Here is an 18366-nt window from a genome sequence, read left to right as displayed (position 1 = left end):
CTCAGACCTGCTCGAAGTCACCCGCGAGCGCCGAGGCGATCCGCAGATGCGAACCCGCCTCGTCGTGCCGTCCCTGCCGCTCCAGTGTGCGGCCGAGCATCAGCCGGGCGTAGTGCTCCACCGGGTCACGCTCGACGAGGACGCGCAACTCGGCCTCGGCGCGCCGCAGTTGGGCCGAGTGGTAGTAGGAACGCGCCAGCAGCAGGCGCGGCCCGGTCTGCTCGGGCACCTCCTCGACCAGCCCGTCCAGCACCCGCGCCGCCGCGGCGTAGTCCTTCGCGTCGAAGAACATCTGCGCACGCTCCCAACGCTCCGCCGGTGTTCCGTGGTCGTAGTACGTCATGTCCACTTGACCTCCTTCGACCTGCACAACGGACCGGGTTGGTTGAATATTCCACTACCTGTGAGGCCGCCGGATCATCCCGCGGCGGCGGCCAGTTCAGCGTTCGCCCGCTCGGTGACCAGGGTCAGCACGCGGCCGGCCGCGAGGAGGTCCGCCTCGGGGATGTCGCCCCAGATCCTGGCGCTCGCCCCGCTGGTCTCCCGGGTGACCCGTTCGTACAGGGCCCGGCCCGCGTCCGTGACCCGCACGTCGGACGCGTCGGCCGCGACGAGCCCGTCCGCGATCAGTTCGTCGATGGTGCCCTGCACGGAGTCCTCGTCAACCTTCAGGGCCGCGACGGTGTCCGCGGCGAGCCGGGCGCGGTCGACGGGCCCGGCCGCGAGAACGGCCGGCCGCAGCACGATCTGCTGCTGGAAGCCGAGGCCGTGGCGGGCGAGGACGCTCTCCAGGACGGCGCGGGCGGCGTAGTGGGCCAGACCGAGTGCGCGGGCGTCCGCGGGGGTCGTGGTGGTTGTGGTCATGGCTGCTCCTTCTCGTGCTCACTCGTGTGGTCAAGAGGTGTGTCGAGCAGGGTCGTCAGGTCCCGGCTGAACTCCCGGGCCCGTGTGCTGCCGAGCCCGCCGAGCGGTTCGAGCAACTGCTCCAGGAGTCCGTGGACGACCTTGATCGCCCGCCGGGTCACCTCGCGGCCCTGCTCGGTGAGGGCCAGTTGGATCGCGCGGGGATCGCGGGGGTCCCGGGCGCGCTCGACGAGGCCGGCCGTCTCCAGGGCGCGGGCCAGCTTCGAGACGTAGAGCGCTTCGAGGCCGGTGTGGTCGGCGAGGTGCCGCTGGCTGGGGCGCAGTCCGGAGCGCTGCATGCCGTACAGCGACGCCACCAGGGAGTACTGCGCATGGGTCAGTCCCAGGGGTGCCACCGCGCGGTCGACCGCCACGCGCCACTTCATCGAAAGGCGCCAGACCAGGAAGCCGGGCGTCGCGCCCTCGGATGTCGTACTCATGCTCGATACAGTACATGGCTACTATATCCGTGGCTACTATTTTGACCGGCCGAAGGTGTGTGCGAGCACGGCGCACGGCAGCCGGCGAAGGACTCACGGACTGACGGAACGGCCTCGGCGGGACTAGGTTGTCGCCATGAGCAATCTTGATCGCGAAGCGGTTCCGGCCCTGTGCGGCGGCCGCGGTTTCGTGGTGGCGGAGCCCGTCCGTGAACTCCTCAGCCCGCGCCGGGTACAGCTCGGCGAGTCCACCGAAGTCCGCCGCCTGCTGCCCAACCTGGGCCGCCGGATGGTCGGCGCCTGGTGCTTCGTCGATCACTACGGCCCCGACGACATCGCCGACGAGCCCGGCATGCAGGTGCCCCCGCACCCCCACATGGGCCTCCAGACGGTGAGCTGGCTGCACGAGGGCGAGGTGCTGCACCACGACTCGACCGGCAGCGTCGCCACGATCCGCCCCCGCGAACTGGGCCTGATGACCTCAGGCCGCGCGATCAGCCACTCCGAGCAGAGCCCGAAGACCCACGCCCGCTTCCTGCACGGCGCGCAGCTGTGGGTCGCCCTCCCCGACAGCGACCGGCACGTCGACCCGCACTTCGAGCACCATGCCGAACTGCCGGTCGTCACCGCACCGGGCCTGCGGGCCACGATCGTCCTCGGCGACGTCGACGGCGCGGTCTCGCCCGGCACGACGTACACCCCGATCGTCGGCGCCGACCTGGCCCTCGCCGCCGGAGCGGACGTACGCCTGCCGCTGGAACCGGACTTCGAGTACGCCGTCCTCGCCATGTCCGGCGAAGCCCACGTCGACGGCGTCCCCGTCCTTCCCGGCTCGATGCTCTACCTCGGCTGCGGCCGCACCGAACTCCCGCTGCGCGCCACGTCGGACGCGGGTCTGATGCTGCTGGGCGGCGAGCCGTTCGACGAGGAACTCATCATGTTCTGGAACTGGATCGGACGCACCCAGGAGGAGATCCAACAGGCCCGCACCGACTGGATGACCGGCACCCGCTTCGGCGAGGTGAAGGGCTACGACGGCGATCCGCTCCCGGCACCGGAACTTCCGCCGGTCGGACTGAAGCCGCGGGGGCGCGTGCGCTGACCTCCGTGCCCGCCGCCGCGGAGTGCGGCCATGGGCGTTCCGCGACGGGCGGGGCGGTCCCTGGCTGCTCTCCAGGCCGCTGGCTCATGGATGTCCGCCGGTCGTCCATTGTGCGGGGGGCGGGTCCCGGCGGACCACCGTATACGTTTCGCCTTGCCCCGGCGGGCGCGTCCAGGAGCGGGTCGTGAAGGTGTGCAGCCGTCCGCTCGTGAGGGCATGACGTGGCAGGGACGCGCCGAACTCCCTGGTGACCGCCTCCAGCAGCGGTCGTTCCGCTTCGGCGGCGGCTCCTTCCGCCAGGTCACCAAAGAACCGGGTGGGTTCCAGGGCCTCCGGTATCTCCCCGCTCCGCCGGATCTCTCCGCCCTCGTACGTGAACGCGTACCGCTCTGCGCCGTCCTCGGCCATCGAGAGGTGGAAGAACGGCTTCCGGTGCCCCGGCCTCAGGCCGCTCCACACCACCATCGCGCGGGTGCCGACGCCGGCCGCCGCGGCCGGGGAGACGAAGCGTGGTCGGTGGAAGGGGGCGGGACGGTCGTCGAAGGCGAAACTCCAGTCGGTGCCGGCCCTGCCGACGGCCACGAGAGCCCTGTCGTCGTAGGACGAGAACTCCCGTTGGTCGGCCGTTGACGTGTGCCGTGCGTCCCAGAGGGTCATGGGGGCGTTCAGCACGGTGTCGGCCCCGTGGACATCAGCGTCCCCGTTCATGCCCCCGCCCCCGTCCCCGCCCGCGTCCGTGAGGCGGCCGGGGAGCTCCTCCGGGTGCACGCCCTCCACCAGGACGAACCGGTACGACGTGCGGTTGTTGCCCCGGTCCGGTTCCGCGAGCCATGCCAGGCCGCCCGGGTCGAGGTTGGCCGCCGGACTCGGCGGGGTGCCTGTCCGGCCGGCCCTCGGTGTGGAGAGCAGCTCGCGGCCCCGCTCCGGGGTCAGCAGTTGACCCAGCACGGGGTCGGCCACCCACGCCAGCGGTGCCAGGTGGTCCGGACCGAGTGGCTCCCACAGGGGCAGCGCGTCCATCAGCGTCCGCCATGCCGCGTCGGAGCCGCCCCACCGCGCCAACTCCCGTGCCCGGTCGACCGCTTCACCGAACGGTCCGGCCGGCGTGTACCGGTACGTGCCGTTCCGCACCTGGTCCAGCGTCTCGAAGGCCAAGGACATCAACTCGTCGTCGGCTCCGCGTAGCTGGAACCTCAGGGTCGCGTCGTCCCAGTTCGTGTGCCGCGCGTGCTCGGCGACCAGCGGGGGCAGCAGCTCGGGCGTGTACCGCGGGTCCGTCACGAGATCCTCGAAGTAGACCATGTACGTCTTCCCGAGCAGCCGGCGTATCTGGTCACCCAGCCCGGCCGCTCGTGGTCTGCTGTATCCCTTGGCCTCGTCCAGCGCCTTCTCCGCCTGCTCCCAGCCGCCGCCCAGCGCCGCGAGCCGGGCCTCCTCCACCCGGGCGTCCAGCTCGCGGGTCGTGTCGTTGGCGAACACCGGCCCCGTGTCGCCCTGTCGGGCGCCCAGGCTGTGGAACTCCCGGTGCATGTCCCGCATGAACGCGAGGAAGTTCGCGTGCCGCTCGGGCGGCTCGGCCCGCCAGCTCGACCAGGTGTACACGGCCCACTCGCCGTCGTCGTCCACGTCCTCGGGGTCCATGAGGACGTAGGTGACATCGGACTCGACGTCGAGCTGGAGCCCGCGCCGCCACAGGTCCGCCTCACGCCGCTCCTCGGGACCGGAGTCCTCGTCGAGGTGCTCGGCGTACATGTCAGCGAGCCCCGACTCGTTGTTGTGCCAGCGCGCGTCCCCGGTGCCCGCCAGCAGCCACACGAACCCGCCCGCGTTCCGCCATCCGTCGCTGACCTTGAGGAACTCCCGGTACGACGGAGGGAGTTGACGTCCGAGGCGCTCCTCCATGGCCGCTATCCGCTCCTCCGAGGCGGGCGGGAACCCGAGCCAGCGTGCCTGGCGCGCGGCCTCGTCGTCCGCGTCCCGCGTCTCGCTCTCCGGCAGGGAATCCGCCCACTCCCCGCTCCACTTGAGCAGGAAGGACCGCCAGTCGAATGCCGTGGAATCCGTCATACGCCCGATGCTGCCACCCACCACTGACAACGCCCGTGAGCAGGATTGGACTGAATGTATAGTGTTTGGACGTACAGTCTGAAGCTGGGGGTGCGGAATGGCGGACGGCAGTCCTGCCCTGGACGCCGAACGGGACGCGATCATCGGTGCGTTGACGCCGGTGGCCGACGGGATCGCGGCGACCTTCGGCCCGGTGTGCGAGGTGGTGCTGCACGACTACCGGCGCCCGGAGCACTCCGTCGTCGCCGTCGCCGGAGCCCTCACCGGGCGGTCCGTGGGCGGGGCGATGAGCGAGATCGGGCTACGGATGCTGGCGCGCGGCGACGAGGCCGCCGACGAGCTGAACTACCTCACCCGCACCAGGAACGGCCGGCAGCTCAAGTCGTCCACGATGGTCCTACGGGACTCCACGGGCGCGGTGTTCGGCGCGCTCTGCGTCAACGTCGACGTGACCGCCGTACACCAGGCGCAGGCCCTGTTGGCCGGGATCGCCGGGAGCGCCGCGGCCCAGACGTCCGCCGCCACCACCACCTTCGGCAACGACATCGACTCCGTCGTCGAGGCCATCGTCGACGCCCATCTGCTGCACCGGAGTCTGACCTGGGTCCAACTCGACCGCGCGCAGCGGCTGGAGCTGTTCCGCGGCCTCGACGAGCACGGGGTCTTCGCCGTGCGCCGGGCGATCGAACAGGTCGCCGCCCGGCTCGGGATCTCCCGGGCCTCCGCCTACAGCTACCTCTCGCAGGCCCGCGCGGCGACGGGCGCATCCCCCGGACCCGCAGCCGACGCTGCTTCTGAATCCGCTTCCACTGGAGGACACGCGTGACGACCGGCACCCCGCCCCTCACCCTCGACGACGTCCGCGACGCCGCCGCGCAGATCAAGGGCGTCGCCCACCGCACCCCGGTGCTGCGCTCGCGCACCCTGGACCGACTCGTCGGCGCCGAGGTGCTGTTGAAGTGCGAGAACTTCCAGCGGATCGGCGCCTTCAAGTTCCGCGGCGCCTACAACGCGGCCTCCCGGCTCACCCCCGGGCAGCTCGCGCGCGGCATCGCCGCCTACTCGTCCGGCAACCACGCCCAGGCCGTCGCCCTCGCCGCCCGCGAACTCGGCACCACCGCGGTGATCCTCATGCCGGAGGACGTCCCGGCCTCGAAGCGGGCCGCCACCGAGGGATACGGCGCCGAGGTCGTCACCTACGACCGCTACAACGGCGACCGGGTCGCCATCGGCGAGGCCCTGGCCGCCGAGCGGGGGCTCGCCCTCATCCCGCCCTACGAACACCCGCACGTCATGGCGGGGCAGGGCACGGCCGCGCTCGAACTCGTCGAGGAAGTGGGGGAGTTGGACGCCATCCTGGTGCCCGTGGGTGGCGGCGGACTGATCGCCGGCACGGCCACCGCCGTCAAGGGACTGCACCCGCGCACCCGCGTGCTCGGCGTCGAACCTGAGGCCGGGGACGACACCAAGCGGTCCCTGGAGGCCGGCCACCGCGTGTCCATCCCGGTGCCGCGCACCATCGCCGACGGACAAGCGGCCGACATCCCGGGGGAGTTGACCTTCTCCGTCAACCAACGGCTGGTCGACGACATCGCGTTGGTCAGCGACGAGGAGATCAAGGACGCGATGCGGTTCGCCTTCGAGCGGCTGAAGATCGTCATCGAACCCAGCGGCGCCACCCCACTGGCCGCGCTCCTCGCCGGGCGAGCGGGCCAACTCCCACCCCGGGTGGGGATGATCGTCTCGGGCGGCAACATCGACAGCGGGCGGTTCGCCGCGCTGTGCGCGGGCGGCCCGTCCTGAACGTGCCCGAGGGGGTGTGCGCGTCCCCGCGCAGCCGTGCTGCCGGTGCGCGAACGCCGGGGACGGCGCGTATCTGACGGGTTCCCCCGAATGGCGCTCCCGGGTGGACAGGACGACGATGGAGTGGTGGGGCACGGCCCCCGCCGGAGCATCGGTGCCGCCCGTGGTCGCCGGGAGACGGAGACCGGCCCCGGCCGTGCTGTGCGCGGCAGGAACGGAGGCAGCCGTCATGCTGGAAGTGAAGACGGTCGACAAGCCGGACGAGCGACGGGACTTCCCCCGCGGCCACCTCGAAGCGGTCCACCTCAGCGGGCTCGACTTCGCCGTGGGCACCTTCGAACCGGGCTGGCGTTGGTCCGAGTCGGTGGCTCCTATCGCCGGCACCGAGAGTTGCCAGATCCATCACAACGGTTACGTGGTCCAGGGGCGCATGCATCTCCGCATGGACGACGGCGGCGAGGGCGAGGTCGGCCCCGGCGACGTCTTCGTGTGCCCGCCCGGACACGACGCGTGGGTTGTCGGCGACGAGCAGGTTATCGTGTACGACTTCGCCGGTGCCATGGCCACGGACTACGCGAAGTCCCAGTGATCCGACCCGTACGCGCCCGGCGGCACCGCACCCGCCGGGCGCCCGGTCATGCCTCGTACGGGACGACCTGCCCCTCGGCGTACGCGACCGCGTCCACGTGACCGAACAACCCGGGCAGCCCGCCCGTGTGCACGAACACGGTCCGTTCGCCGGGCCGGATGTCGCCGTCCCGGACGGCCGCGATCAGGCCCGCCATCGCGCGTCCCGTGTACGTCGGGTCGAGGACGAGCCCGGCGGTGCGGGCGGCGAGGGTGAGGGCCTCGGCGGTGGCGGCGGTGAGGGTGCCGTAGCCCTCGCCGACCTGGTCGCGCCGGACCCGCAGTACCTCCGATGAGGGCAGGCCCGCGAACTCCCTTACCGCCAGGGCCGGTTCGGGCAGTGCGCCCACGTCGACCCCGAGGACCGCGTCCGGCCCGAGCGAGGCCACCAGCCCGGCCATCGTGCCGCCCGAGCCGAGCGCGACGACGGCGGTACGGAGATCGGGGAGCTGCCGTCGCAACTCCTCGCCGCAGCGGACGTAGCCGCGTGCGCCGAGCGTGCTGGAACCGCCGAACGGGATGAGCGCGGGCCGCGCGCCCACCGCCCGCAGCTCCTCGCACACCTCACCCGCGGCCCGGTCCAGCCCGGCCTGGTCGACCTCGCCCGCCCAGGCGATCCGCGCGCCGAACAGGCCGTCGAGGGCGAGGTTCCCGGAGCGCGACGCGCCCGGCGAGCCGCGCAGCACCAGCACCACGTCCAGGCCCAGCCGCGCTCCGGCCGCCGCCGTCAGACGGGCGTGGTTGCTCTGCGGGGCGCCGGTGGTGACCAGGGTGTCCGCGCCCTCGGCGAGTGCCGCGCCCACGGTCCACTCCAGCTTGCGGATCTTGTTGCCGCCGCCTCCGAGGCCGGTCAGGTCGTCGCGCTTGATCCACAGGTCGTCCGCGCCGAGCCCGATCGCGGTGGCGAGTGCGGGCGCCGGTTCGACGGGGGTGGGGAAGGTGGCCAGTGCCACGTGCGGGTCGCTGTGCGGGTCGCTCATGAGGTACATCATCGCGCGCTTCGGTGGCCGGCCCGCGTCCCGCTCGACGTACGGCGGCCTTTCCGGGCCGGTCCCGGACTTGCCGATGGAAACCGATCGGTTTACTGTGGTCGACATGCGGAAACCGATTGGTTTCCCGCCCCTCTGCCTCACCTCGGGAGTTCCCCATGACGAACATCGAAGGCGCCGTAGTCCTGGTCACCGGCGGCAGCCGCGGCATCGGCCGGGCGCTGGTCTCGGCCCTGTACGAGCGCGGCGCCAAGAAGGTGTACGCCACCGCCCGCGACCCGAAGACCGTCACGCACCCGGACGCGGTGCCGCTGGCGCTGGAGGTCAGTGACCCGGCGTCCGTCGCGGCGGCGGCCGAGCAGGCGCAGGACGTCACGATCGTGATCAACAACGCGGGCGCGTCCGTGAACGCGAACTTCCTGGACTCGCCCATCGAGGACATCCGCCGCGAGTTCGAGACCAACTTCTACGGCCCCCTCCTCGTCACCCGCGCCTTCGTGCCGATCATCGAGCGCAACGGCGGCGGCCACATCCTCAACGTCCACTCGGTGCTGTCGTGGGTTGGCCTGCTGGGCTCCTACAGCGCGTCCAAGGCGGCTTTCTGGTCGCAGACCAACTCCCTGCGCCTGGACCTGAAGCCGCGCGGCATCGACGTCACCGGACTGCATGTCGGCTACGTCGACACCGACATGGCCGCACACGTCGACGGGCCCAAGACCAGTCCCGAGAGCGTGGCCGCGCAGGCCCTCGACGGCATCGAGTCCGGCGCCTTCGAGGTGCTCGCCGACGACCTGACCCGCCAGGTCAAGGCCGGGCTCTCCGCCGAAGGGGCCGCCCTGTACCCGCAGTTGGCGGCCTAGAGCCTGTCTGACACCGCTCAGATCGGCAGCAACCTGCCGACCAGCGCGCTCAGTTGCTGCACGTTCCGGCACTCGTGCATCTCGACCAGCTCCGCGTACTCCGGCGCGGCCGAGTCGCCGGTGCCCCACTGGGAACGCTGCTCGGGGTTCAACCAGTAGACCCGGCGGGCCCGTTGGGTGATCTCCCGGACGGCCGGGAGATTCGGGTCGCTCATGTTGGTACGGGCGTCACCGAGGACGAACACGGTCGTACGCGGGCCCACCGCGTCGCCGTAGCGCTCGGCGAACTCGCCCAGGGCGACGCCGTAGTCGCTGCTTCCGTGCCAGCCGGTCAGGGTGGCCTCGTCGCGGATGCGGGTGCCGAGTCCCCCGGGGTCGGCCGTGCCGTGCGCGAGCAGCGGTGTCACCTCGTCGAGCCGGTTGACGAAGGCGAACACGCGCACCTTGCTGAACTGGTCGTGCAGCGCCTGCACCAGCAGCATCGTGAAGTCGGAGAAGCCCGACACCGAGCCCGACACATCGCACAGCAGCACCAGTTCGGGCCGGACCGGGCGACGCCTGCGCAGTACCGGCCGCATCGGCACCCCGCCCGTGGACAGCGAGCCGCGCAGGGTGCGGCGCAGGTCGATCGTGCCCCGGGAGGCGCGGCGGCGGCGCGCGGCGAGCCGGGTGGCGAGCTTCCGGGCCAGCGGCTGAACAGCCCTGCGCAACTCGGCCAGTTGGGCCCGGCCGGCGAAGAGGAAGTCGACGCGGTCGGCCGTGGGCGCGATGGCCCGTCGGGCGATCTCGTCCCGCCCGCGCCGTTCGGCCACCCGGCGCCGCGCCTCCACGGCGACCTGCCGCCGGAACCCCTCGATACGCTGCCGGATCTCGTCGTCGAGCAGCCGGTCGGCGAACCCGGACCGGCCGCCCTGCTCCCGGACGCTCGCCCGCACCCGTGCGAGCAGCGTCTGCGGCCGCAGCCGGTCCAGCGTCTGGTATGACGACCAGCCGTCCGACGAGGGCGAGTTGCCGTAGCCGCCGAAACCGTCGACGGCCTCGGCCGCCAACTGCCCCATCATCGCCTGGTCGTTGGCGGCGAGGGCTGCCGCGAGCCGGTCGCGGAGATCCTCGCGGTCGGCGGCGGGCCCGCCCTGCGGTGCGCCGACGCCGTGCGGGAAGTAGAGGTCGAAGACCGGGTCGAACACCGGGCGTTGGGCGGAGCCGTGCAGCAGGGTCGCGGCCAGCCCCTCGCGCAGCAGCTCGCGGTCGCCGAATCCGAGGGCTTCCATGGCCAGCGCCGCGTCCACGGTCTCGCCGGTGCCGATGCGCAGACCGTGCGCGCGCAGCGCCCCGACCAGGCTCGTCAGCCGCTCGGTGACACCGGCGGCACTCACACGGCGTCCAGGTCGAGCTTCGCGGCGGCCCGCAGGATGTCGTCCTGATGCTTGAGGAGGACGCCGAGGGTGTCCCGTACGACCGTCTCGTCGAGGGTGTCGGCGCCGAGCGCGAGGAGGGTGCGGGCCCAGTCGATGGTCTCGGCCACCGACGGCACCTTGCGCAGCTCCATCTCGCGCAGCGCCCCGACCACCCGGACCACCGATTCGGCCAGCGCCGCTCCGAGGCCGGGCACCTTCAGCCGTACGATCCGACGCTCCAACTCCTCGTCCGGGAAGCCGATATGGAGGAACAGGCAGCGGCGGCGCAGGGCCTCGGAGAGTTCGCGGCTGGCGTTCGAGGTGAGGACCACGAAGGGGCGGCGGGTCGCGGTGATCGTGCCCAGTTCCGGGACGGTGACCTGGAAGTCGCTGAGGATCTCCAGCAGCAGGCCCTCCACCTCGACGTCGGCCTTGTCGGTCTCGTCGATCAGCAGGACCTTGGGGTCGTCGCCGCGGATCGCCGTGAGCAGCGGGCGGGGGAGCAGGAACTCCTCGCTGAAGATGTCGGTGCGGGTCTCGTCCCAGCTCTCGTCGCGGCCCGCGCTGATGCGGAGCAGCTGCTTGGCGTGGTTCCACTCGTACAGCGCGCGTGACTCGTCGACGCCCTCGTAGCACTGAAGCCGGACCAGCTGGGCGCCCGCGACCTCGGCGACGGCCTTGGCCAGTTCCGTCTTGCCGACGCCCGCCGGGCCCTCGACGAGGAGCGGCTTGCCGAGGCGGTCGGCGAGGAACACGGTCGTGGCGACCGCCGGCGAGGCCAGATAGCCGGTCTCGGCGAGGCGGTCGGCGACTTCGTCGACGGAACGGAACACGGGGCCTCCGGCGGATCGCGGGTGGTGCGTCGGTGCGCGGCACTTTCCAAGCGCTTGTTCACCTTCACTGTCACCCGGGATCGGGCACCCGCGCAAGCGTGTACACCGATCGGTTTCCTCTTGGTCCCCGGCGCGGTAGCCTCGCAGTATGGCTACGACTGACAAGGCGTCCCCCCGCGAGCGGCTGCTCGACGCCGCGACCGAGTTGTTCTATCGCGACGGCGTTTCCATTGGCGTGGAGGCGCTGTGCAAGTCTGCCGGGGTCTCCAAGCGGTCGATGTACCAGCTCTTCGAGAGCAAGGACGAGGTGCTTGCCGCGAGTCTGGAGCGCAGGGCCCCTGGCTACGCGGCGCGGCTGCTCGCCGGGCCGGACGACCCCGGTACGCCGCGTGAGCGCATCCTCTACGTGTTCGAGCAGGCGGAGCGGGCGTCGGCCGCGCCGGACTTCATGGGCTGTCCCTATCTCGCCGCGCTGGTCGAGCTGAAGGACCCCGGGCATCCGGCGAGTGTGGTGGCCCGGACGGCCAAGGAGCGGATGAAGGAAGGGTTCCGGGTGCAGGCGGAGCTGGGCGGGGCGCGTGAACCGGAGTCGTTGGCCCGGCAGTTGATGATTGTCTTCGACGGGGCGAGTGCTCGGGCCGGGGTGGGGCTGGAGACGTTGGACGGGGTGGCCGTCGAGACCGTGCGGGTGTTGCTGGACGCGGCGGGGGTTGCCTGAGCGGTGGGGCATGCCGTTGTTCGGCTGCGGTGCCGTGGTGGCTGGTCGCGTGGTTCCCCGCGCTCCTGAGGGGGACGCGGACCGTGGGGTGAGGGGCAGCCCGGGTAGCGGCTGCCCCTCACCCCACGGTCGGCCGGGCTCATGCGGCCAGGGTCACCGCCTCCACCGCCGGGGTGCGCAGGACTCGGCGGGCTGTCAGCAGGCTCGTTCCCAGGGTCACCGTCGTCGCCACCGCGGTCACCGTCAGCCAGATTCCGAGACCCTGGTGGGGGAGCACCCCGTCCGTGCGGACCATCGTGAAGGGGATGATTCCCGCCAGGGCCGCCAACGTGCCCGCCAGGATGCCGGTGATCGTGAGGATCGCCGTCTCCGTGCCCACCGTGCGCAGGACCTGGCCCGGTGTCGCGCCCGCCAGGCGTTGGCCGCCGAACTCACGGGCGCGGTAAGTCGTCGCCGCGTAGAGGGAGTTGACCAGCATCACGCAGACGAAGACGACGATGATGCCGACCACCGTGAAGTTGAGGGTCTCCAGGTTTTTGGAGTCGACCGACTTCGCCAGGCCCGAGGCCTTCACCGCGTCGCTCTCCACCGCCTGCATGTAGAGCGTCGCCGTGGCCACCGCCGTGAAGAGGATCAGGGACATCAGGATTCCGGCCAGCCCGTCGGTCCGCTCGCGGAGGTTGCGGATGGCCAACCAGCCGCTGGAGCCGGTCAGTTGAAGGTGGTCGAGCAGGGACCTCAGTAGACGTGGTGCGAGGAGTGCGAGGCCGACCGAGAGCAGGATCGCCCCGTACGCCGGGGCCGCCATCAACGCCGCGTCCGTGGCGGAGAAGGCGAACGTCGCCGTCACCGACACGACGCCGGTGACCAGCGCGGCGTAGGCCAGCAGTGTCCGGGCCCGGCCCTGCTGCCGCCGGCCACGGGTCGCGCGCCGTACGGCCAGGAACGCGGCGCCCGCTGACGCCAACAGCGTGATGCCCAGGCCCGATTGGAGGGCGAAGGAGCCGAAGGAGTAGTCGACGGACCTGGCCACCTGGCCGCTGTCCTCGAACGCGCCGAGCAGGGCCCGCCCGCCGAGCATCGCGGGGCCCACGGCGAGGACCGCACCCAGCAGGGCGACGGCCACCGCCTCACCCACGACCATGCGTTTCAGCTGGGCCGGGGTCGCCCCCGAGCAGCGCAGGGTCTCCAACTCCCCGGAGCGCTGGCGGACGTTGACGGTGAGGGTCGACGCGACGGCGAAGAAGACGAGCAGGGTGCCGTAGCCGCCGACGACACTCGCCGACGTGGACAGCGTGCCGGCGCTGACCGAGTCGATGCCCTGCCGATTCGCCGTGTCCTGAAGGGAGTTGAAGGTCATGATGATCGCCGCGCCGAGGAACGCGGCCAGCAGGGTGGCCAGGAAGCGGCCGGGTCGTTGCCGGATCGAGCGCATCGCCAGGACGAACATCGCTCACACCCCCGCCGTCATCTCGTCGCCCAGGTGCGCCAGCCGCTCGGCGACCGCGTCGACGGTCGGCGGGTGCATCCGGCCGGCGAGCCTGCCGTCCGCCAGGAACACCACCGAGTCGGCGTACGAGGCGGCGACCGGGTCGTGCGTCACCATCACCACGGTCCTGCCGTGCACCCGCACCGCCTCCTGCAACAGCAGCAGCACACCTCGCGCGCTGCGCGTGTCCAGGGCGCCGGTCGGCTCGTCCGCGAAGATCACCCGGGGCTCGGTGACCAGCGCGCGGGCGATCGCCACCCGCTGGCGCTGGCCTCCGGAGAGCTGGCTCGGGCGGTGGCCGAGCCGGTCGCCGAGACCGACCGAGGCCAGGACCGCCTGGGCCCGCGCACGGTCGACGCGCCGCCCGGCGAGCTTCAGCGGCAGCACCGTGTTCTGCGCGACGGTGAGCGTGTCCAGCAGGTTGTACTGCTGGAACACGAACCCGATCCGACTGCGCCGGAACCGCGTCAGTTCGGCCTCGGTCCCGCCCGTCATCTCCGCGCCGTCGACCATCACGATCCCGCTGTCCGGCCGGTCGAGTCCCGCCGCGCACCGCAGCAGTGTCGACTTGCCGGACCCCGAGGGACCCATCACCGCCGTGAACGTCCCGCGCTCCAGGCTCAGCGTGACCCCGTCCAGGGCGGTCACCGCGCTGTCGTCACGGCCGTAGGTCCTGCTCACCTTGACCAGCCGCAGCGCCTCGGCGGCGGGTCCCCTGTCCTGTGTCCGTCGTGCGCTGCGAAACATCGCCCTCACCCTCCGTGCGGCACGCCCTGTGCCTCGTCAACGACGCTACGGAGAACGGCGGATGCGCACATGGGGCGCAGAACCCGTTTCCCGGGGTGTACTCAGCGACACCCCCGGCGTCGGGTCCGCAGGGGAGGCCGCGACAGGACTGTGCCCAGAGGAGTGGCTTCCGCCCTGCCGTTCCGGCGCGCCCCGCCTTGACCGGCTCCGGCACACCCGCCGCGGCCCTCGCCGCCTTCGGGAACCCCTGCGGGACCGCCCGTACGGGTCACCAGAACGCGCCGCTGCCCGGACCGCCCGATGCAATGGACCTGTGACCGCGCCCCCGGACGACTGCCTCGCCCGCAACGAGTGGATCTGCGGCGAGTACCTGAGCACCCGCCGCCACATCCTCGTCGACGCGGTCGTCCAGCATCTGCAACTGACCGCGATCTCCGTGCTCATCGGCCTCGCCATCGCCCTGCCCCTCGCGGTGACGGCCCGCCGCTGGGGCTGGGCCGCGGGCCCGGTGCTCGGAGTGACGACGATCCTCTACACGATCCCGTCCCTCGCCATGTTCTCGCTGCTCCTGCCCGTCTACGGCCTCTCGGCCACCCTCGTCGTCGCCGGACTCGTCCTCTACTCGCTCACCCTGCTCGTCCGCAATATCCTCGCGGGCCTGCGCGCCGTCCCCGAGGAGACCCGACAGGCCGCACGCGGCATGGGCTACGGCCCGATCCGCCTCCTCCTCACCGTGGAACTGCCGCTCGCCCTCCCCGCCGCCATGGCCGGCCTGCGCATCGCCACCGTCTCGGCGGTCTCGCTGGTCACGGTCGGGGCGATCGTCGGCTTCGGGGGACTCGGCAACCTGATCTACGCGGGCATGAACACCTACTTCAAGGCACAGGTGCTCACCGCGTCCGTGCTCTGCGTGGTGATCGCGATCCTGGCGGACCTGCTCCTGCTGCTCGTCCAACGCCTGATCACCCCCTGGACGAGGGCGGTACGCGGATGAACACCCTCGCCGACGCCTGGCACTGGCTCACCGACTCCGCCCACTGGTCCGGCGACGACGGCATCTGGCACCGGCTCGCGCAGCACCTCGTCCTCACGGTCGTCTGCCTGGTCATCAGCTGCGTGATCGCGCTGCCGGTCGCCCTCGTCCTCGGCCACCTCGGCAAGGGCGGCGCGCTCGCCGTGAACATCTCCAACATCGGGCGCGCCGTGCCCACCTTCGCCGTCCTGGTCCTCCTGCTCCTCACCCCGGTCGGCAACTGGGGCGAGGGGCCGACGGTCGTCGCCCTCGTCCTGTTCGCCGTACCGCCCCTGCTCACCAACGCCTATGTCGGCATGCGCGAGGTCGACCGCGATGTGGTGCGGGCCGCGCGCGGCATGGGGATGACCGGGTCGCAGATGCTGTTCCGCGTCGAACTGCCGCTCTCCCTCCCCCTGTTGATGAACGGCGTCCGTATTGCGGCCGTCCAGCTCGTCGCCACCGCCACCATCGCCGCACTCGCGGGCGGCGGCGGACTCGGCCGCATCATCACCGCCGGATTCAACCTCGCCAACACCGCGCAGGTGGTCGCCGGAGCGGTGCTCGTCGCGGTGTTCGCGCTGCTCGTCGAGGGCGTCTTCGAGGCCGCCGAACGGCTCGCGCCCCGCTGGGTGAGGGGAGCGCGATGAAGCGCCGCACGGCCCTCGCCGGTCTGCTGCTCCTGGTCACCGGGTGCTCGACCGGCCCGTCCCTGGAGAACAAGGGCGCCGTCACCGCGCCACCGGGAGACAGCCACCACCTCACCATCGGCTCGGCCGGCTTCACCGAGAGCGACCTGCTGGCCCAGATGTACGCGCTGCTGCTGAAGCAGGCCGGCTACAAGACCTCCCTGCTCACCGTCGCCAACCGCGAACTCTACGAACCCGCCCTGGAATCGGGGCAGATCGACGTCGTCCCCGAGTACGCGGCCACCTTCGCCGACTGGCTCAACGCCAAGACCAACGGCCCGGACGCACCGGCCGTCGGCTCACCCGATCTCGCCGCCACGATGAAGGCCCTGCGCCGACTGGCCACACCCCGCGGCCTCACCGTCCTGGCCCCCGGAAAGGCCGTCGACCAGAACGCCTTCGCGGTGGCCCGCTCGTACGCCGGGGAACACCACCTCAAGACCCTCAGCGACCTCGGCGCCTCAGGGCTGAGGGTGCGGCTCGCGGCGGGCGACGAGTGCGTGCAACGGCCCTACTGCGAACCGGGGTTGAAGAAGGTCTACGGCATCGACATCACCGCCGTCGACCCCAAGGGAGTCGGCACGACCCAGGCGAAGAACGCGGTGCAGAACGGCCAGGACCAGATGGTGCTGACCACCACCACCGACGCCACCCTCGACCAGTTCGGCCTGGTCATCCTCGCCGACGACAAGCACCTCCAGAACGCCGACTACGTCGTCCCGGTCGTCAACCGTTCCCGGGCGGGCAGCCCCGGCGTGACCAAGGCGCTGGGGAAACTGAATGACGTCCTCACCACGGCCGACCTCGCCTCCATGAACCAACAGGTCGACAGCTGGCGGCGGTTGGCGCAGGACGTGGCGCGGACGTATCTGAAGGACAAGGGGCTGCTGACGTGAGAGCGGGGCCGTTGTCAGTGGGTGCTTGTACCTTTCGGGCATGGGTGTCTATCTCGTCGATGTCGACGCGCAGGAGTGGTTCAGTGAGGACACGGGAGAAGGGGGGATGGGGGCGATCGCGAAGGGGCTCGACGCGGAGCTGGCCCGGCGCGGGCTGCCGCCGTACACGGCCGTGCCCGCGCGGGACACGGCCCCGGGCTTCGAGGAGAAGCTGAGCCCCTCCATGCAGGGGTTCGACGCGCTGTGCCGTGCGCATCTGACCCCCGAGGAAAGGGAGGTGCTCTACGGCTGGTCGGTGCTGGTGCCGTTCCCGCTCGACGAGGCGATACGGCTGCCGGTCGGCTCCGCGTACACGGACGAGACGGTGATCGTCGGCGCACCCCAGGTCCTCACCCTCGCCGAGCGGTTGGCGGCGGCCCTCGAACTGCCCGCCGAGACACCGGAGGCGACGGAGAACCTCGCCCTCACCTTCTGGTTCCTGGAGGGCGAGGCGGAGGAGCTGGCGGCCGTCAGCCCCGGCCCCTGGGCCCAGGACCTGGACACGGCCTTCTACGTCGCCCTGTACCTGCGCGCGGCCCAGCACGCGCTACGACAGGGCCGCCCCCTCACCTTCAGCTGAGCCGGAGCGCTCCCCTCACGCGTCCGCCACCGAGTCGAAGTCCACCTGGCCCCGCGGCACCCCCAGCGCATCCGCGTCCACCGACCGCCGCAGCGCCTCGTGCAGCTTCGCCGGAGTCAGCACCCCCAGGAAGCGCTCCCCGTCCAGCACGGCGACCCACCCGGCGTCGTGCTGGAGCATCACACCGAACGCCTGCTTCAAGGGGGCGCCCACCGGCACCCACGCGTTCATCCGGTGCGCGAGGGCACCGACCGTGCCGCCCGCGGTGAGTTCGTCGGCCTTGACCCAGCCCTGGAGCGCGCCCTGCTCGTCGAGGACCACCGCCCACCGGGCGCCCTCCACCCGCAGCCGTTCGGCAGCGCGCTCCGCCTGCTCGTCCACCCGCGCGACCGGCGGCTGCTCCAGGTCGTCGGGCTCGACCTCGGTGACCGACAGCCGCTTCAGACCCCGGTCCGCGCCCACGAACTCGGCGACGTACGGCGTCGCCGGAGTACCGAGCACCGCGCCGGGGGTGTCGTACTGCTCGATCCGGCCCTGCCCGTACACGGCGATCCGGTCACCGAGCCGAACCGCCTCCTCGATGTCGTGCGTGACCAGCAGCACCGTCTTGCGCACGGCTGCCTGCATCCGCAGGAACTCGTCCTGCAACTGCTCCCGCACCACCGGGTCGACCGCGCCGAACGGCTCGTCCATGAGCAGCACCGGCGGATCGGCGGCCAGCGCCCGTGCCACCCCGACGCGCTGCCGCTGCCCGCCGGACAACTGCTCCGGGTAGCGCGGGCCGTACGTCGTCGGGTCCAGGCCCACCAGGTCGAGCAGTTCGGCGGCCCGGGCCCGGGCCTTCGCGCGCTTCCAGCCGACCAGGGACGGCACGGTCGCCGTGTTGTCGAGGACCGTGCGGTGCGGGAAGAGGCCGACCTGCTGGATGACGTAGCCGATACGGCGGCGCAACCGCACCGGGTCGACCGTGGCGATGTCCTCGCCGTTCACGAAGATCCGGCCGGAGGTGGGCTCGATGAGCCGGTTGACCATCATCATGGTCGTCGTCTTGCCGCAGCCGGACGGGCCCACGAGCGTGACCAGTTCACCCTCGTCCACCTCGAAGGACAGCCCGTCCACGGCCGTCGTACCGTCCGGGTACCGCTTGCTGACCTGCTCGAACCGGATCATGTCCT

Annotated in this window: 20 protein-coding genes; 10 read left to right on the top strand and 10 right to left on the bottom strand. The window is 71.7% G+C overall.

All coding sequences use genetic code 11. The features are described from left to right. Position 1 precedes the first annotated feature (1 nt). From ACIRB1_RS01585 to ACIRB1_RS01575, 3 genes are all read right to left on the bottom strand, one after another. A complete protein-coding gene (locus ACIRB1_RS01585; protein ID WP_352181334.1) occupies positions 2-349 on the bottom strand; it encodes a tetratricopeptide repeat protein in 348 nt (115 codons plus the stop codon). Positions 350-417: 68 nt separating this feature from the next. Further along, the gene (locus ACIRB1_RS01580) at positions 418-864 is read right to left on the bottom strand and encodes a MarR family winged helix-turn-helix transcriptional regulator (protein ID WP_403464161.1); all 447 of its coding nucleotides are present in this window, start codon (positions 862-864) and stop codon (positions 418-420) included. After that, positions 861-1343: a MarR family winged helix-turn-helix transcriptional regulator gene (locus tag ACIRB1_RS01575; protein ID WP_403464160.1), complete on the bottom strand. Its 483-nt coding sequence runs from the start codon at positions 1341-1343 to the stop codon at positions 861-863. The genes ACIRB1_RS01580 and ACIRB1_RS01575 overlap by 4 nt, the downstream gene beginning before the upstream one ends. A gap of 136 nt (positions 1344-1479) precedes the next feature. Here ACIRB1_RS01575 and ACIRB1_RS01570 point away from each other — a divergent pair, with 136 nt between their 5' ends. After that, positions 1480-2445: a pirin family protein gene (locus ACIRB1_RS01570; protein WP_403464159.1), complete on the top strand. Its 966-nt coding sequence runs from the start codon at positions 1480-1482 to the stop codon at positions 2443-2445. Positions 2446-2529: 84 nt separating this feature from the next. Here ACIRB1_RS01570 and ACIRB1_RS01565 read toward each other — a convergent pair whose 3' ends face one another. Next, positions 2530-4512, bottom strand: coding sequence for an SMI1/KNR4 family protein (locus tag ACIRB1_RS01565; RefSeq protein WP_403464157.1), 1983 nt, complete (start codon positions 4510-4512; stop codon positions 2530-2532). 97 nt (positions 4513-4609) lie between these two features. Here ACIRB1_RS01565 and ACIRB1_RS01560 point away from each other — a divergent pair, with 97 nt between their 5' ends. The 3 genes from ACIRB1_RS01560 (at position 4610) to ACIRB1_RS01550 (ending at position 6904) form a co-directional block, all read left to right on the top strand. Next, on the top strand, positions 4610-5338 hold the full coding sequence (locus ACIRB1_RS01560; RefSeq protein WP_403464155.1) for a transcriptional regulator: 729 nt from the start codon (positions 4610-4612) through the stop codon (positions 5336-5338). Next, positions 5335-6315 carry a pyridoxal-phosphate dependent enzyme gene (locus tag ACIRB1_RS01555; protein WP_403464154.1) on the top strand — a complete coding sequence of 327 codons (981 nt, stop codon included), beginning with the start codon at positions 5335-5337 and terminating at the stop codon, positions 6313-6315. Before ACIRB1_RS01560 ends, ACIRB1_RS01555 begins: the two co-directional genes overlap by 4 nt. A gap of 229 nt (positions 6316-6544) precedes the next feature. Next, positions 6545-6904: a cupin domain-containing protein gene (locus tag ACIRB1_RS01550; RefSeq protein ID WP_352184658.1), complete on the top strand. Its 360-nt coding sequence runs from the start codon at positions 6545-6547 to the stop codon at positions 6902-6904. Between the two features lie 46 nt (positions 6905-6950). Here ACIRB1_RS01550 and ACIRB1_RS01545 read toward each other — a convergent pair whose 3' ends face one another. After that, positions 6951-7934 (bottom strand): D-cysteine desulfhydrase family protein, encoded by a 984-nt coding sequence (locus tag ACIRB1_RS01545; protein WP_403464876.1) that lies wholly within the window; start codon positions 7932-7934, stop codon positions 6951-6953. A gap of 155 nt (positions 7935-8089) precedes the next feature. Between ACIRB1_RS01545 and ACIRB1_RS01540 the strand changes: the two genes are divergently transcribed. Beyond that, positions 8090-8791 carry an SDR family oxidoreductase gene (locus tag ACIRB1_RS01540; protein WP_352184659.1) on the top strand — a complete coding sequence of 234 codons (702 nt, stop codon included), beginning with the start codon at positions 8090-8092 and terminating at the stop codon, positions 8789-8791. A gap of 17 nt (positions 8792-8808) precedes the next feature. Here ACIRB1_RS01540 and ACIRB1_RS01535 read toward each other — a convergent pair whose 3' ends face one another. Beyond that, positions 8809-10167, bottom strand: coding sequence for a VWA domain-containing protein (locus ACIRB1_RS01535; RefSeq protein ID WP_403464152.1), 1359 nt, complete (start codon positions 10165-10167; stop codon positions 8809-8811). Next, positions 10164-11021 (bottom strand): AAA family ATPase, encoded by an 858-nt coding sequence (locus tag ACIRB1_RS01530; RefSeq protein ID WP_403464150.1) that lies wholly within the window; start codon positions 11019-11021, stop codon positions 10164-10166. Before ACIRB1_RS01530 ends, ACIRB1_RS01535 begins: the two co-directional genes overlap by 4 nt. Positions 11022-11169: 148 nt before the next feature. On the opposite strand from ACIRB1_RS01530, the gene ACIRB1_RS01525 reads away from it, so the two are divergent. Further along, entirely contained in the window at positions 11170-11739 is a 570-nt protein-coding gene (locus ACIRB1_RS01525; RefSeq protein ID WP_403464149.1) for a TetR/AcrR family transcriptional regulator, read from the top strand. A gap of 139 nt (positions 11740-11878) precedes the next feature. On the opposite strand, the gene ACIRB1_RS01520 is transcribed toward ACIRB1_RS01525, so the two are convergent. Together ACIRB1_RS01520 and ACIRB1_RS01515 are read right to left on the bottom strand one after the other, a co-directional pair. Next, a complete protein-coding gene (locus ACIRB1_RS01520; RefSeq protein WP_403464148.1) occupies positions 11879-13189 on the bottom strand; it encodes an FtsX-like permease family protein in 1311 nt (436 codons plus the stop codon). 3 nt (positions 13190-13192) lie between these two features. After that, positions 13193-13975: an ABC transporter ATP-binding protein gene (locus ACIRB1_RS01515; RefSeq protein ID WP_403464146.1), complete on the bottom strand. Its 783-nt coding sequence runs from the start codon at positions 13973-13975 to the stop codon at positions 13193-13195. A 313-nt stretch (positions 13976-14288) separates the two neighbouring features. On the opposite strand from ACIRB1_RS01515, the gene ACIRB1_RS01510 reads away from it, so the two are divergent. The 4 genes from ACIRB1_RS01510 to ACIRB1_RS01495 are packed head-to-tail and all read left to right on the top strand — an operon-like array spanning position 14289 to position 17191. Next, entirely contained in the window at positions 14289-14969 is a 681-nt protein-coding gene (locus ACIRB1_RS01510) for an ABC transporter permease (RefSeq protein WP_352184665.1), read from the top strand. Continuing rightward, positions 14966-15637: an ABC transporter permease gene (locus ACIRB1_RS01505; RefSeq protein WP_352184666.1), complete on the top strand. Its 672-nt coding sequence runs from the start codon at positions 14966-14968 to the stop codon at positions 15635-15637. The genes ACIRB1_RS01510 and ACIRB1_RS01505 overlap by 4 nt, the downstream gene beginning before the upstream one ends. Next, positions 15634-16572, top strand: coding sequence for an ABC transporter substrate-binding protein (locus ACIRB1_RS01500; RefSeq protein ID WP_403464145.1), 939 nt, complete (start codon positions 15634-15636; stop codon positions 16570-16572). Before ACIRB1_RS01505 ends, ACIRB1_RS01500 begins: the two co-directional genes overlap by 4 nt. Before the next feature lie 40 nt (positions 16573-16612). Next, positions 16613-17191 (top strand): hypothetical protein, encoded by a 579-nt coding sequence (locus ACIRB1_RS01495; protein WP_352184668.1) that lies wholly within the window; start codon positions 16613-16615, stop codon positions 17189-17191. A 15-nt stretch (positions 17192-17206) separates the two neighbouring features. On the opposite strand, the gene ACIRB1_RS01490 is transcribed toward ACIRB1_RS01495, so the two are convergent. After that, a complete protein-coding gene (locus tag ACIRB1_RS01490) occupies positions 17207-18361 on the bottom strand; it encodes a betaine/proline/choline family ABC transporter ATP-binding protein (RefSeq protein ID WP_352184669.1) in 1155 nt (384 codons plus the stop codon). Positions 18362-18366 lie beyond the last annotated feature (5 nt).

Origin of the sequence: Streptomyces sp. NPDC096013 (genome assembly GCF_044763565.1) — a bacterium.
Classification (GTDB): Bacteria; Actinomycetota; Actinomycetes; order Streptomycetales; family Streptomycetaceae; genus Streptomyces.
Note: the sequence above shows the minus strand (reverse complement) of the source record. Positions and strands in the feature narration are given on the sequence as shown.

Coding starts and splice junctions, on each gene's coding strand:
- ACIRB1_RS01580 (WP_403464161.1), bottom strand. CDS start 864: ATGACCACAACCACCACGACCCCCGCGGACGCCCGCGCACTCGGTCTG.
- ACIRB1_RS01575 (WP_403464160.1), bottom strand. CDS start 1,343: ATGAGTACGACATCCGAGGGCGCGACGCCCGGCTTCCTGGTCTGGCGC.
- ACIRB1_RS01570 (WP_403464159.1), top strand. CDS start 1,480: ATGAGCAATCTTGATCGCGAAGCGGTTCCGGCCCTGTGCGGCGGCCGC.
- ACIRB1_RS01565 (WP_403464157.1), bottom strand. CDS start 4,512: ATGACGGATTCCACGGCATTCGACTGGCGGTCCTTCCTGCTCAAGTGG.
- ACIRB1_RS01560 (WP_403464155.1), top strand. CDS start 4,610: ATGGCGGACGGCAGTCCTGCCCTGGACGCCGAACGGGACGCGATCATC.
- ACIRB1_RS01550 (WP_352184658.1), top strand. CDS start 6,545: ATGCTGGAAGTGAAGACGGTCGACAAGCCGGACGAGCGACGGGACTTC.
- ACIRB1_RS01545 (WP_403464876.1), bottom strand. CDS start 7,934: ATGATGTACCTCATGAGCGACCCGCACAGCGACCCGCACGTGGCACTG.
- ACIRB1_RS01540 (WP_352184659.1), top strand. CDS start 8,090: ATGACGAACATCGAAGGCGCCGTAGTCCTGGTCACCGGCGGCAGCCGC.
- ACIRB1_RS01525 (WP_403464149.1), top strand. CDS start 11,170: ATGGCTACGACTGACAAGGCGTCCCCCCGCGAGCGGCTGCTCGACGCC.
- ACIRB1_RS01520 (WP_403464148.1), bottom strand. CDS start 13,189: ATGTTCGTCCTGGCGATGCGCTCGATCCGGCAACGACCCGGCCGCTTC.
- ACIRB1_RS01515 (WP_403464146.1), bottom strand. CDS start 13,975: ATGTTTCGCAGCGCACGACGGACACAGGACAGGGGACCCGCCGCCGAG.
- ACIRB1_RS01505 (WP_352184666.1), top strand. CDS start 14,966: ATGAACACCCTCGCCGACGCCTGGCACTGGCTCACCGACTCCGCCCAC.
- ACIRB1_RS01500 (WP_403464145.1), top strand. CDS start 15,634: ATGAAGCGCCGCACGGCCCTCGCCGGTCTGCTGCTCCTGGTCACCGGG.
- ACIRB1_RS01495 (WP_352184668.1), top strand. CDS start 16,613: ATGGGTGTCTATCTCGTCGATGTCGACGCGCAGGAGTGGTTCAGTGAG.
- ACIRB1_RS01490 (WP_352184669.1), bottom strand. CDS start 18,361: ATGATCCGGTTCGAGCAGGTCAGCAAGCGGTACCCGGACGGTACGACG.